The sequence below is a fragment of the Acidovorax sp. GW835-FHT14G06 genome (genome assembly GCF_058793595.1).
The window spans coordinates 264825-277908 of the sequence record NZ_JBXAGA010000006.1; the positions used below are offsets into that span (position 1 = coordinate 264825).

General features: G+C 65.7%; 13 protein-coding genes. 8 read left to right on the forward strand and 5 right to left on the reverse strand.

Annotation, left to right across the window (positions count from 1 at the left end):
- Positions 1-4 precede the first annotated feature (4 nt).
- Both rsmG and mnmG read right to left on the reverse strand, forming a co-directional pair.
- On the reverse strand, positions 5-679 hold the full coding sequence (gene rsmG, locus AC1Q64_RS12775; RefSeq protein WP_492251657.1) for a 16S rRNA (guanine(527)-N(7))-methyltransferase RsmG: 675 nt from the start codon (positions 677-679) through the stop codon (positions 5-7).
- Positions 679-2664 carry a tRNA uridine-5-carboxymethylaminomethyl(34) synthesis enzyme MnmG gene (gene mnmG, locus AC1Q64_RS12780; protein ID WP_492251575.1) on the reverse strand — a complete coding sequence of 662 codons (1986 nt, stop codon included), beginning with the start codon at positions 2662-2664 and terminating at the stop codon, positions 679-681. Before mnmG ends, rsmG begins: the two co-directional genes overlap by 1 nt.
- A gap of 220 nt (positions 2665-2884) precedes the next feature.
- On the opposite strand from mnmG, the gene AC1Q64_RS12785 reads away from it, so the two are divergent.
- Positions 2885-3235, forward strand: a complete 351-nt coding sequence (locus tag AC1Q64_RS12785; RefSeq protein WP_492251576.1) for a hypothetical protein — start codon at positions 2885-2887, stop codon at positions 3233-3235.
- 303 nt (positions 3236-3538) lie between these two features.
- Here the strand turns inward: AC1Q64_RS12785 and AC1Q64_RS12790 are convergent, their stop codons facing one another.
- Positions 3539-4828 (reverse strand): GDSL-type esterase/lipase family protein, encoded by a 1290-nt coding sequence (locus tag AC1Q64_RS12790; protein ID WP_492251577.1) that lies wholly within the window; start codon positions 4826-4828, stop codon positions 3539-3541.
- A gap of 130 nt (positions 4829-4958) precedes the next feature.
- On the opposite strand from AC1Q64_RS12790, the gene AC1Q64_RS12795 reads away from it, so the two are divergent.
- From AC1Q64_RS12795 to gstA, 6 genes are all read left to right on the forward strand, one after another.
- Positions 4959-5567 carry an NADPH-dependent FMN reductase gene (locus AC1Q64_RS12795; RefSeq protein ID WP_492251578.1) on the forward strand — a complete coding sequence of 203 codons (609 nt, stop codon included), beginning with the start codon at positions 4959-4961 and terminating at the stop codon, positions 5565-5567.
- A 12-nt stretch (positions 5568-5579) separates the two neighbouring features.
- Positions 5580-5846: a YkgJ family cysteine cluster protein gene (locus AC1Q64_RS12800; RefSeq protein ID WP_291433535.1), complete on the forward strand. Its 267-nt coding sequence runs from the start codon at positions 5580-5582 to the stop codon at positions 5844-5846.
- A 174-nt stretch (positions 5847-6020) separates the two neighbouring features.
- A complete protein-coding gene (locus AC1Q64_RS12805) occupies positions 6021-6896 on the forward strand; it encodes an RNA polymerase sigma-70 factor (protein ID WP_492251579.1) in 876 nt (291 codons plus the stop codon).
- A 186-nt stretch (positions 6897-7082) separates the two neighbouring features.
- Positions 7083-7538, forward strand: a complete 456-nt coding sequence (locus AC1Q64_RS12810) for a carboxymuconolactone decarboxylase family protein (protein ID WP_492251580.1) — start codon at positions 7083-7085, stop codon at positions 7536-7538.
- 249 nt (positions 7539-7787) lie between these two features.
- Positions 7788-8558, forward strand: coding sequence for a class II aldolase/adducin family protein (locus AC1Q64_RS12815; protein ID WP_492251581.1), 771 nt, complete (start codon positions 7788-7790; stop codon positions 8556-8558).
- Positions 8559-8755: 197 nt separating this feature from the next.
- A complete protein-coding gene (gene gstA / locus AC1Q64_RS12820; protein WP_015011911.1) occupies positions 8756-9364 on the forward strand; it encodes a glutathione transferase GstA in 609 nt (202 codons plus the stop codon).
- 165 nt (positions 9365-9529) lie between these two features.
- Here the strand turns inward: gstA and AC1Q64_RS12825 are convergent, their stop codons facing one another.
- Complete coding sequence (locus AC1Q64_RS12825) at positions 9530-10756, reverse strand: YbfB/YjiJ family MFS transporter (RefSeq protein WP_492251582.1); 1227 nt, start codon at positions 10754-10756, stop codon at positions 9530-9532.
- Positions 10757-10926: 170 nt separating this feature from the next.
- On the opposite strand from AC1Q64_RS12825, the gene AC1Q64_RS12830 reads away from it, so the two are divergent.
- On the forward strand, positions 10927-12030 hold the full coding sequence (locus AC1Q64_RS12830) for an alkene reductase (RefSeq protein WP_056056946.1): 1104 nt from the start codon (positions 10927-10929) through the stop codon (positions 12028-12030).
- A gap of 187 nt (positions 12031-12217) precedes the next feature.
- Here the strand turns inward: AC1Q64_RS12830 and AC1Q64_RS12835 are convergent, their stop codons facing one another.
- Positions 12218-12805, reverse strand: coding sequence for a hemerythrin domain-containing protein (locus AC1Q64_RS12835; RefSeq protein WP_291433549.1), 588 nt, complete (start codon positions 12803-12805; stop codon positions 12218-12220).
- Positions 12806-13084: the final 279 nt, after the last annotated feature.

Genomic DNA, 13084 nt, shown 5'->3' on the forward strand with positions numbered 1-13084 from the left:
GAGATCAGGCGGGCTTCATCCAAATGATGCAGCGCTCCGCGTCCAGGCCCGGCACCGTGAGCTGTTCCACGTGAAACACCGCCACATCTCCAGGTAGCGCAGCGATTTCCTCATGGGGGTGTTTGCCCTTCATAGCCAGCCACGCGCCGTGGGGCACTGCCAGTGCGCTGCGCGACCATGTCACGAAGTCTGGCAACGAGGCAAACGCGCGGCAGCTGATGACATCGAACGGCGTGCTCAGCGTCTCGACCCGTGCATGCACGCCGTGCAGGTTGCGCAGCTTGAGCGCCACTGCTGCCTGCTGGATGAAGGCCGCCTTCTTGCCCACGGTGTCCACGCAGCTCACATCCACATCAGGGCAGCAGATGGCAAACACCACACCGGGCAGGCCGCCGCCCGATCCGACATCCAGCAGCTTCACCGCCGCCAGCCCACCCTGCTGCAGGCCCGCGACATGCCGCCGCAGCGGCGCCACGGCGGCCAGACTGTCCAGCAGGTGGTGCGTCATCATCTCCTGCGGGTCACGCACAGCAGTCAGGTTGTAGACCTTGTTCCACTTTTGCAGCAGCGCCAGGAAGTCCATCAACTGCGTGATCTGGGCATCGGTCAAACCCAAGGACAAAGCCTCTGCACCAGCCTGCAATTGCTGACGCAAGCTGTCATTGCTCACGGCCATCATCATGCTGCCACTTCGCCTTCTGCCTTGGATGGCATGGCGGGTGCCACGGAGAACTCCTTGAACCCACCCTTTTTCAAATGCACCATCAGCAGCGAGATCGACGCAGGCGTAATGCCCGTGATGCGGGAGGCATGGCCCAGCGTTTCGGGCCGGTGGCGACTGAGCACCTGACGTGCCTCGATGCTCAAGGCCGTGACCTGCATGTAGTCCAGATCGGGTGGAAGGCGCAGTTTTTCGAAATGCGCAGCGCGCTCCACCTCGCCCTTCTGGCGGTCAATGTAGCCTGCGTACTTGGCGGCAATCTCCACCTGCTCCACCACCGGGTCACTCAGGTCACCCAGGGTTTCACGTGAAACATCGGCAGATGCGTACTTGCCATCATCCATGGACATCAGGTTGGCGTAGCTCACATCCGGGCGGCGCAGCAGCTCGAACAGGTTGTATTCGTGCTCGATGCTCTTGCCCAACACCCGCTCCGATTCGGCGGCAGGCAGGTTGCGGGGGTTCACCCAGGTGGCCTTCAGGCGTTCTGTTTCACGTGAAACCGCATCGCGTTTGCGGCTGAACGCATCCCAGCGCGCGTCGTCCACCAAGCCCATCTTGCGGCCCGCTTCGGTCAGGCGCATGTCCGCGTTGTCCTCGCGCAGCTGCAGGCGGAACTCGGCCCGGCTGGTGAACATGCGGTAGGGCTCGGTCACTCCCTTGGTGATCAGGTCGTCTACCAGCACGCCCAGGTAGGCTTCATCGCGGCCGGGCAGCCAGGCGACTTCCCCCCGGCACTGCAGCGCAGCGTTGATGCCCGCAAACAAGCCCTGGGCTGCCGCCTCTTCGTAGCCCGTGGTGCCGTTGATCTGCCCAGCAAAGAACAAGCCCTGGATCTGGCGGGTCTCGAAGCTGCTCTTGAGCGAGCGCGGGTCGAAGTAGTCGTACTCAATGGCATAGCCGGGGCGCAGGATGTGCGCGTTCTCCAGCCCAGGCATGCTGCGCACCAGCGCATACTGGATGTCGAACGGCAGGCTGGTGCTGATGCCGTTGGGGTAGAACTCGTGCGTGGTCAGGCCTTCGGGCTCCAGGAAGATCTGGTGGCTGTCCTTGTCAGCAAAGCGGTTGATCTTGTCTTCCACACTCGGGCAGTAGCGCGGGCCCACGCCCTCGATCTTGCCGGTGAACATGGGGCTGCGGTCAAAGCCGCTGCGGATGATCTCGTGCGTGCGCTCGTTGGTGTGGGTGACCCAGCAGGGCACCTGCTTCGGGTGCATGGCGGCACTACCCATGAAACTGAAAACGGGCACCGTGCCCTCGTTCACGCCGCCGGGCATGCCGTCTCCAGGCTGCTCGGTGCACTTCGAGAAGTCGATGCTGCGCCCGTCGATGCGGGGCGGCGTGCCGGTCTTGAGGCGGCCCTGCGGCAGCTTCAGCTCCTTGAGGCGCGCCGACAGCGACACCGCCGGCGGGTCCCCTGCCCGGCCGGCCGCGTAGTTGTTCAGGCCCACATGGATCTTGCCGTCCAGAAAGGTGCCCGCCGTGAGCACCACGGTGCGGCTGCGGAAGCGGATGCCCACCTGCGTCACGGCGCCCACCACGCGGTCGCCCTCCACCATCAGGTCGTCCACCGCCTGCTGGAACAGCCACAGGTTGGGCTGGTTCTCCAGCATGCGGCGGATGGCGGCCTTGTACAGAATGCGGTCGGCCTGGGCGCGCGTGGCGCGCACCGCAGGGCCCTTGGAGCTGTTGAGAATGCGGAACTGAATACCGCCCTCGTCCGTGGCCAGGGCCATGGCGCCACCCAGCGCATCCACCTCTTTCACCAGGTGGCCCTTGCCGATGCCACCAATGCTGGGGTTGCAGCTCATCTGCCCCAGCGTCTCGATGTTGTGGGTCAGCAGCAGCGTTTTACTGCCCATGCGCGCGGCGGCCAGCGCGGCCTCGGTGCCTGCATGGCCACCGCCGACAACGATCACATCAAATTCCTGGGGGTACAACATGGGGACACTCCGGGGCTTGGCGGGCCCGACAATCAAAACACCCGGTGCGCTAGGGTGCCCTGTCAAAGGCGCCGCACACCGGCCTTGCTGGCGGCGGGCGCACCTGGCGCCCAGCAGGCAACCCGCGATTTTCCCACTTTGCGCAGACCGTGTCTGTTTCTACGCCCCTCACCCTCTTCCTGACCCAGGTGCTCGGCCCGCCACCGACAGCCGTAGAGACATGGTGGACCAGCGCTCAGTGCCTGCAGCTGCAACGCAGCCAGCCACTGCCTCGAGCCGGCGAACACTGGCGGCACCTGTGGAGCGCGGCGCGCGGCGACTGTACTACCTGGACCGCGACAGGGCGGAGTCCAACAAGAAATTCTTTCTGGACGGTGCCCTGTTCTGGCCCATCACCCCCACACTGCGCCAGCACCCGGCGATGTTTCACGTGGAACCCATGGAAGACGGTGTGGTGTGGGCTCTGCCCTTGCCCACTGATCAGGAAGTACCACGAACCTGCGCAGGCTGGACACCATGGATAGCACTGGACCACCGCGCGCAGTGCACCCTGCTCGACGGCAAAATGTAGCGCGTGCAAGAGTTTCTGCAGTTCCGCTGCCCGCCAGCGCTACACCAGTTTGCTGGACTAGACCACCGAAGCCTAGCCCCCAAGGCCCTGCCAACCGATTGGGCCCAGGTGCGCGATCAATGGAATGCTGCCAACCTGTGGCGGGCTCTGCTCAGTCTGGTTTTGTTCATCACGGCACTGTGCACTCTGGCAATTCGCTCGACGTCTCTAGCCCCCCGCCGACACCATCAGCCGTCGCTGCTGAATCGGTGCGGCGTACGCTATCCAGATCGGCAACCCAAGCCACGAAGGAGCATTCGTAGCTCAGCGGAATTTCTCGAGCGGTATGCTCTCCACCATTCGCGCATAGCCGAGATCATTCAGATGCAGGCTGTCTGCATCGCGGTATGTAGCGAGGATGCGCGAGGGCTCGGACGGGTCACGCACTGCAGCATCAAAATCAAACACACCTGCAACTTCGGTATTGGTCCGAATCCAGGTATTTACCGCCTGGCGCATTTCCTCCCCCGCGTCAGAGAAATACACGTGGCCCTTGAAAGGCGTCAACGTAGCAAGGTACACCTGAACTCCTGCAGCCTTCCCAGCGGCCACCGCCGCCGCAAGACTGGCGATAACCTCCGCCGCATTCGCCTTCTCATCCGGTGTCCAGGCCTGCTGAAAACCAATGTCGTTGATGCCCATCTGTACGATGGCATGCGTCACGCCCGACACCCCCAGCACATCGCGCCGAAAGCGCTCAACGCCCTTCAAGCCAAACCGGTCATGCAACCAGCGGTTACCTCCCAGCCCTGCGTTGACCACCGACACCGGAGCGCCTGTGCCAGCCTTGAGCAAGCGCGAAGACAACAGATCGGGATAACGTTGGTGTGCGCCCAAAGTGGAGCCATTGCCGTCGGTCAGCGAATCGCCGAAAGCCACCACCACGCGGGCGGGGCCCTTCTTGTACACATCAATCGCGCTCATCCAATGCCACGATGTGAGCAGGTTATCAGCGGCGGACGGCATGGTCGCCGCACTGCTCAAATCACCAGAGGCCAAGTGCTGGACTGCGTTCGCGTACCTGTGCGCCGTGGTGGAATCGGCCACCTCCCGCACATACACACTCACTGCCAAGTTGCCGCCGTCGGGCACGCGGATCGATACCCTGTCACTCCAGACCTCGCCACCGGCAGGGATCGAAACAGACTCTCTCCCCTGGAAAGTTAGTGCCACATCAGTCGCTACGTCCACCGATCCCTCCCCGGTGCTCAGGGCCACTCGCACACGCGCCAACGGCACAGACGCCTTGCCATGCAGGTTGCTAAACTTGATGCGCACCTGGTCACCGCCCAGCGACAGGTGTGCGGTCTGCCGCAACGTCTGATTCTGGAAAACCGTACTGGCGGGCGGCGGTATGTCAAGAAAGCGCACGTCTTCCTTCAGGTCGCTCACAACACCCAGCCATGTTCCTACAGGCTTAGCCTCTTCAGGCGGGGGCGCATCGCCACCGGAACCACCCCCGCCACAACCGGTCAGCCCGCCTGCGGCCAGGGCCCCGAGTGCCGACAGAACAAATCGCCGATTGGTACGCATCCAGTTTTTCACAGACTGCATTGCAAGTGGTCCTTTATATGATCACCGTGAATCGGTGTGCCCGAGTCTATGGCGTGTTGCGCACCATTTTCCTCGCCCCGTCCATCCCGCAGGATTCCTGCTGCGCGCCTGTGATTCAATCGCAGGCACCATGCCCCAGACCACCACCCCCTCCCTCCTCATCTTCGCGGGCAGCACCCGCCAGCAATCCTTCAACCGCAAACTGGCCCACGCCACCGCTGCCATTGCGCGCGATGCGGGTGCGCAGGTCACGCTGATGGAGCTGTCCGACTTCAATATCCCGCTGTACAACGCCGACCTCGAATCCCAGGGCACACCGGCCGATGTAATCCGGCTCAAGGAAATCCTCTGGCAACACCCGGCCTGGATCATCTGCTCGCCCGAGTACAACGGCAGCTACACCGCCCTGCTCAAGAACACCATCGACTGGGCCTCCAGCCCCGTCAAGGGCAACCCCGATTGGCAGGACGGTGGCAAGAGTTTTCGCGGCAAGGTCGTGGGCATGCTGAGTGCCTCGCCGGGCGCCCTGGGCGGCCTGCGCTCGCAAAGCCACCTGGCGCCCCTGCTGATCAACGCCGAATGTTGGCTCGCACCCAAGGCGTTTGCGCTGGGCTCGGCCGGCAGCGCGTTTGACGACAGCGGCGCCCTCATCCAGCCAGCCCACCGCGACCGCGTGCGCGCCGTGGTGGACCAAGTGCTGTGGGGCGCCAGCCGCCTGCAGCCCGCTGACGGCCAATAAGGCGGCCCGCCCGTGGACTGCCGCCCCGGTTGCGGCGCCTGCTGCACCGCCCCCTCCATCAGCTCGCCCATCCCCGGTATGCCACTGGGCAAGCCGGCCGGGGTGCGCTGCATTCAGCTGGGGGACGATGCGCGCTGCCGCATCTTTGGGCAGCCCGGGCGCCCGGCGGTGTGCGCGGGGCTGATGCCCTCTGCCGAGATGTGCGGCAGCAGCCAGGCGCACGCCATGCACTACCTGTCGAGGCTGGAATCGCTGACGCAGCCAGCCCCGCGCCCGTAGCCTGTCCCCCGGTGCCTCGGAGGGACACTGCAGGCGTTTCAAGCCCCAAAGAGAACTCAAGCGCTAGTGCCACATGCACTAGCAGCTATAAAAACGATAGTTCCAAGCCTGGCTGTCACAAACCGCAGGTGTGCGCCGTCTGTGCTTCACTGAAAGCACTCCACCGCCGTTGCCATGACCACCACCGACCCGTTCACCACCCTGCGCCCCCGCCTCTTCGGCATTGCCTACCGCATGCTGGGCGTGCGGGCCGATGCCGAGGATGTGCTGCAGGACGCCTGGCTGCGCTGGAGCCGCACCGACGCCAGCACCCTGCAATCGGCCGAGGCCTGGCTGGTGACCAGCGTCACTCGGCTGTCCATTGACCGGCTGCGCGCGCTCAAGGCCGAGCGCGAGGCCTATGTGGGCTGGTGGCTGCCTGAGCCGCTGGTGGAGCTGGACGCGCACACGCCCGAGTCGGCGGCGGAACTGGCGGGCGAGCTGTCGGTGGCCTTTATGTATGTGCTGGAGCGGCTGGGGCCGGAGGAGCGCGCGGCCTTTTTGCTGCGCCAGGTGTTCGACTACGACTACCCCGAGATCGCCGCCCAGCTGGGCAAGACCGAGGCCAGCTGCCGCCAGATGGTGCACCGCGCCAGCGAGCGCGTGCAGAAGGCGCGCACCCGCTTTGAGGTGCCGCAGGCGGTGCACCACCAGCTGCTGCAACGCTTCATGAATGCCGCCCAAAGCGGCGACCGCCACGCCATCGAGGCGCTGCTGAGCGAAGACGCCCAGCTCATCGGCGACGGCGGCGGCATCGTGCCCTCGTTCCCCAAGCCGCTGGTGGGGCCGTTTCGCATCACCAACCTGTACTGGGCGCTGTTCCGCCGCCTGGGCGCGCAAGTGGTGTACCGCATGGCACTCATCAACGGCGAGCCGGGCCTGCTGCGCTATGTGGACGGGCGCATCGAGTCGGCCCAGGCGTTCGTGACCGATGGCAAGCGCATCGTGGCCATCTACGCGGTGCGCAACCCGGAGAAGCTGGCGGGCATTCCGGCCACGCTGCCGCTGTAAAGGCACGCGCACACCACCATGCGGGCAACTCAGGCGAGTGCGCCAGGGCAGAAAAAACGCAGGCCCCCTGTCACAACCCGGCACGGCGCAGCGTCTTGAAGGGTATGGAAGACGGCATCAAGGCGACACGCCCGCGCCGTCTTTCACGCCCGTTTTCAACCCACTGCCATGACCCAGGAGTTATCCATGTCGCAACACAGCGCCCGCCTGCCCTACCACCAACTGTCGTCCAAGGCCTTCATGGGCCTTGTCAACGTCTCTGAAACCGTCAAGAAAGGCCCCCTGGGCACACGCCTGGCCGAGCTGGTCTTCTTGCGTGTTTCGCAGATCAACGGCTGCGCCTACTGCATGGACATGCACTGGAGCGCGCTGGTCAAGGACGGCGCCGACCCGCGCCACCTCAACGCCGTGGCCGGCTGGCGCGAGGCACCGTTCTTCAGCGAACGCGAACGCGCCGCCTTCCGCTGGGCCGAGATCATCACCGCCACGCCCCACAGCGACGCGAGTGATGACGAATACGCCAAGTTGAAGGCCCTGTTCTCCGACGCCGAGATTTCCGACCTGGGCTTTGCCATCGCCGTCATCAACGCCTGGAACCTGCTGAACGCGGGCATGCGCGCACCGATTCCGCAGGCCGCCTGACCGCTGGCCGATGAGGGATACGGGCCGATGAAGGACCCATCGGCCCGTGAGCCCAGCCGAGGTGATCTGAATCATAAAATTTGTGCCAAAACGGCCGATTGCGCTAGTGAAACAAGCTCATGCCGCTATTAATAGTGGAGCAAAGAGCCCTCTGTATCTGGTCCCTGGTGTAGCCTGCCTGACAGACCCGGCCGTCGCCCCGCCCTACAGTGGAGCCTTCTCACCCCACAACAACGGAGACTCCACACCATGCTCAATATCCCCTCGCTGCAGGACAGCGTCAGCCCCGAAGAATGGCAACTGCGCTGCGACCTGGCAGCGTGCTACCGGCTCGTCGCGCTGTACGGCTGGAGCGACCTGGTTTTCACCCACATCAGTGCCAAGCTGCCCGAGTCGGTGTCGGGGCCCGAGCACCACTTCCTCATCAACCCCTACGGCCTCATGTTTGATGAGATCACGGCATCGAGCCTGATCAAGGTGGACATGGCGTGCAACAAGCTGCACGACTCACCCTTCCCCGTCAACCCGGCAGGCTTCGTGATCCACAGCGCCGTGCACGAGGCCCGGCCCGAGGCCGGCTGCGTGCTGCACACCCACACACGCGCCGGCGTGGCTGTCAGCGCGCAAAAGGGCGGCGTGCTGCCCATCAGCCAGCAAAGCACCTTTGTGCTGGGCTCGCTGGCGTACCACGAGTACGAAGGCGTGGCCTTCCGCGACGAGGAGAAGCCGCGCCTTCAGGCCGACCTGGGCGAAGCCAACTTCCTCATGCTGCGCAACCACGGGCTGCTGACGGTGGGCAAGACGATTGCCGACGCATTTTTGTCGATGTACACCTTCGAGAACACCTGCCGCATCCAGATCGACGCGCAGGCAGGTGGCGAGCTGACGCAGGTGAACCCAAAGATCGTGACCGGCGTGGCCCAGGCCATGCGCGTGCAGACCGGTGGCCTGGGCGGTGCCTTTGCCTGGCCAGCGCTGCTGCGCAAGGTGCAGCGCGACCTGCCAGGCTACGACACCTAACCCCCTCTGTGTCGCCTTCGGCGCCCCCCCTCCCAGGGGGACGCCGTCCGTGCGGCGGGGCGGCCCTTGCACGTCGGCACTGGCTTGGGCCGTGCCAGTTTCCGACCCCAGGGCCTGTGCAACGTAGGCCGCCAGCAAAAAAGCTGCGCAGCGCATAGGATCGGCGGTTTCCGACCGTTGTTTTCAAGGACCGATCCATGAAGCTCTACTACTCCCCCGGCGCCTGCTCCCTGTCTCCCCACATCGCCCTGCAAGAGGCCGGCCTGGCCTACACCCCCGTGCTGGCCAGCACCAAGAGCCACAAGCTGCAGGACGGCACCGACTACTACACCATCAATGCGCTGGGCTACGTGCCCGTGCTGGAGCTGGACAACGGCGAGCGCCTGCGCGAAGGCCCGGCCATCGTGCAATACATTGCTGACCAGGTGCCCGACAAGCAACTGGCCCCCGCCAATGGCACCCTGGCGCGCTACCGCCTGCAGGAATGGCTGACCTTCATCGGTACCGAGCTGCACAAGGGCTTCAGCCCCCTGTTCAACCCCGCCACCCCCGAGGAGTACAAGCCCATGGTGCGCGAGCGCCTGCTGCAACGCCTGCAGTGGGTGGACAGCCAGCTCGCCGGAAAGCAATACCTGATGGGCGACCAGTTCACCGTGGCCGACGGTTATCTGTTCACCGTGACCAACTGGACCCAACCCACCAAGCTCGATATCTCCGGTTTGGCAAACCTGGCGGCCTACCGTGAACGCGTGGGTGCCCGCCCGGCAGTGCAGGCGGCCATGAAGGCCGAAGGGCTGCTGAAATAGGGACACCCCCCTGAGGCGCTGCACGCCCTCCCCCCGCTCTCGCTACGCGGGCAGGGGGACAACGCCCTCGCTGCGGGGCGGCCCTTGCTCGGCGTTCCTGGCCTAGGCCCCGCCAGTATCGATTGGGAGCGCGCAACTCGACGCGCGGCCAAAACTCCAGTTGCGCTACAGCGGCTTCTGCCGCCAAGCCACCAGCGCCCCCACCCACAACGCGCAGGCCGAGAACACCAGCCCGCGCGCCAGGCCCCCGGGCCCATCGGCAATCCAGCCCACCACCGTGGGCCCCACGATCTGCCCGGCCGCAAACACGATGGTGAACGCGCTGATTCCGCTGGCCCACAGCGCCTGCGGCAGGTTGTGCCGCACCAGCGCTGTGGTCGATGCCACCACCGACAAAAACACCCCGCCAAACAGCAGCCCTGAGGTCAGCACCACCGGCCACGCGCCCGTGATGGCGGGCAGGATGGTGGCCACGCCCAACAGCGCATTCAAGCGCGCCAGTGCCTCGCCGCCCCGGCTGCGGTCCAGCAGCCCGGCCCAGATGCGCGACGACAGCACCACGGCCAGCCCCAGCAGGGCATAGAACAGCGTCACCTCGCCCGCACCCCGACCCTGCTCGCGCAGCAGCGCCACCACAAAGGTCATGTAGCCGATATAGCCCACGCCAAACAGGCCATAGCCCAGCAGCGCAGGGGCCAGCGCCCGCCAGCGCACCCGCTCGGGCACTGCGGCCGCAGGTGTGGTCCCGGGTGCGGCCGCCACGGGTGCGGACAGCCCGTTCAACACCCGCGCAGGCCACAGCAGCGCCACCGTGGCCGCCACGCAGGCCAGCGCCAGCGCCCACCAGGCCCAGGTCCAGCCATGCGGCGCAGGGGCCACTGCCAGCACCGCAGGCACCAGCAAGGCCGACAGGCTGATGCCCCAGCCCGTGCCGCCGTAGTACAGGCCCAGCAGCAAACCGCTGCGCCCCGGCACCTGGGCGCCCAGCCGTGCCGCCAGCAAGCCACCCGCAATGAACACCAGTGCACTGGCACCACCGGCCAGCAGGCGCTGCACCAGCAAGGGCACCGCCTGCGTGAAAAATCCGCTGAGACCCATGAACACCGTGGCCATCACCGCACCTGCCACCAGCACCGCCCCCGGGGCCACACGCCGCAACAGCAAGGGTGTGGCCAGAGCGCCCAGCAGATAGCCCAGCGCGTTCACCGTGTTCATGCCGCCCGCCAGCGTGTACGACCAGCCCAGGTCTTCCCGCATGGGCGGCAACAACAAGGCATAGGCAAACCGCGTGATGCCCAGCGAGATGGCCGCACCCATCGACAAGGCCACAGCCAACCACAGGCTGCGCAACGGGGAGACGGGAAACGGTGCGGGGGGCGGTGGCAAGGGCATGGCGGTCCATTCTCGTTCAACGGCCCCAGCGCCGCTGGCGCGACAGACTGAGCGATCAGCTAACACAAAACCTGTGCCCTTGTTGACGCAAGTGCGCTGCACGTTTTGCGCTGCAGCATTAAGCTGTAAGGCTGCTTTTTTTGCACATCGTCTTTCTCAGGACTCTCACCATGACCTCTTTGTTTGAACCCACCCGCGCAGGCGACCTCCAGCTGGCCAACCGCATTGCCATGGCACCGCTCACGCGCAACCGCTCACCCGAGGCCATTCCCACCGACCTGGTAGCCACCTACTACGCACAGCGCGCCAGTGCCGGTCTCATCATCTCCGAAGCCACCGCGATCAGCCCGCAAGCCCAGGGCTATGCAGATGTACCGGGCCTCTATGGCACCGAGCAACTCGACGGCTGGAAGAAGGTGACCCGCGCCGTGCACGACGCTGGCGGCAAGATCGTGGTGCAGCTGTGGCATGTGGGCCGTGTCTCGCACACCGACCTGCAGCCGGGCAACGCCGCACCCGTCGCCCCCTCGGCCGTGCAGGCCAACACCAAGACCGTGCTCATCAAGGACGGCGTGCCCACTTTCACACCCACGTCCATGCCCCGCGCGCTTGATGCCGAAGAGATCCCCGGCATCGTGCAGGACTACCGCCATGCCGCACGCAACGCCATTGCCTCGGGCTTTGACGGTGTGGAGATCCACGCGGCCAACGGCTACCTGATCGACCAGTTCCTCAAGACCGGTGCCAACCAGCGCACCGACGACTACGGCGGCAGCATTGCCAACCGCGCCCGCCTGCTGCTCGAAGTGACCCGCGCCATCGTTGAGGAAATCGGCGGCGGCCGCACCGGCATCCGCCTGTCGCCCGTCACCCCTGCCAACGACATCGTGGACGCCGACCCACAGCCCCTGTTCGACCACGTGGTGCGCCATCTGGGCCCGCTGGGCCTGGCCTACATCCACATCATCGAAGGCGCCACCGGTGGCCCGCGCGAGGTGGAAGGCCGCCCGTTTGACTACGCCGCCCTCAAGGCCGCCTACCGTGCGGCGGGTGGCAAGGGTGCATGGATGGTCAACAACGCCTACACCCGCGAACTGGCCGATGCCGCCCTGGCCAACGGTGCCGACATCGTGGCCTTTGGCCGCCCCTTCATTGCCAACCCCGACCTGGTGGCGCGCCTGAAAGCCAACGCCCCACTCAACGAGGTGAACCGCGCCACGCTGTATGGCGGCGGTGCCGAGGGGTACACGGACTACCCGGCGCTCAGCGCCTGAGACTGCGGGATAAAGCCAAAGCTGCTGTGCTTGGCACACGCCGGGTGAAACTGGCGCTGCCCGGGCACGCGGCCACCGCGCAAGGGCCGCCAAGCGGCTTAGGCAGCGCTGCGCTTGCGTGCGCTGGCGGCGTCCCACTGCCCGCGCAGCGCAGCGTAGCGAGAACGGGGGGAAGCGGCGAAGCCGCTCAGGGGGGTGAACCCAATCCTATCGGGCTCGGCGCCCGCATCACGATGCGCGTGAACAACCGGTCGTACGCCGCGTCGCGCGACTTGCCCGGGGCCAGCGGGTTGGTGTTGCTGGCAAAGGCCGCGTCGATGGCGGCCCAGTCGCCCGGCTGCAGGGTCTCCTGGGCGGCGGGCAGCACCACGGTTTCTTCCAGGCGCATGTGTTCCAGGTAAAAGCGGATGTAGCGCTCCAGCGCCTGCGCAAACGCCTCGCGGCGCGCATCGCCCATCAGTTCCCAGCCCAGCAGCAGGTGCTGCAACTCGCGCACCGCCGCCTCACCGCCCGCGTGGTCGCGCTCCAGCTGCGCAATGGCCTCTGCCGCCTGAGGTGAGCGCTCCGCCACCCTGGGGAACAGCCACTGCGACTCCTTGGGGTGGTGCTGGCGCTCGGGAAACTCGTCGATGTAGAACAGCATGGCCCGCATCACGTCAAAGAACGCAGCAGGTTCGTCACCCGGGCCCTGGTCCAGCATCAGGCGCAGCGAATGCAGCACCGCCGCGAGCGACGCATGCTCCTCGCGAATGGTTCGCAGACTGATCGACGGCATGGCGCACTCCCCAGGTTCAACAAGACCACAAGGGTGCCACGCGCGCACGGGCGCGCCCATGACGCATGTCAATAAGAGTGGCTGACTAAACCCAGCGAAGCGGCCCTGGCGAGGCGTTCCGTCGCAGGCAGTGCAGGCGGTACGGCAAGACGGCACAACGACGCCAGGAGAGTTTTGCTAGCCACTCGCAACCGCCGGGCAGCGCCGCCCACAAAAAAGCCCCGCAGACCAGGCCTGCGGGGCTTGTGGGAGAGACGCTGAACAGGGCCCGCGCCAATC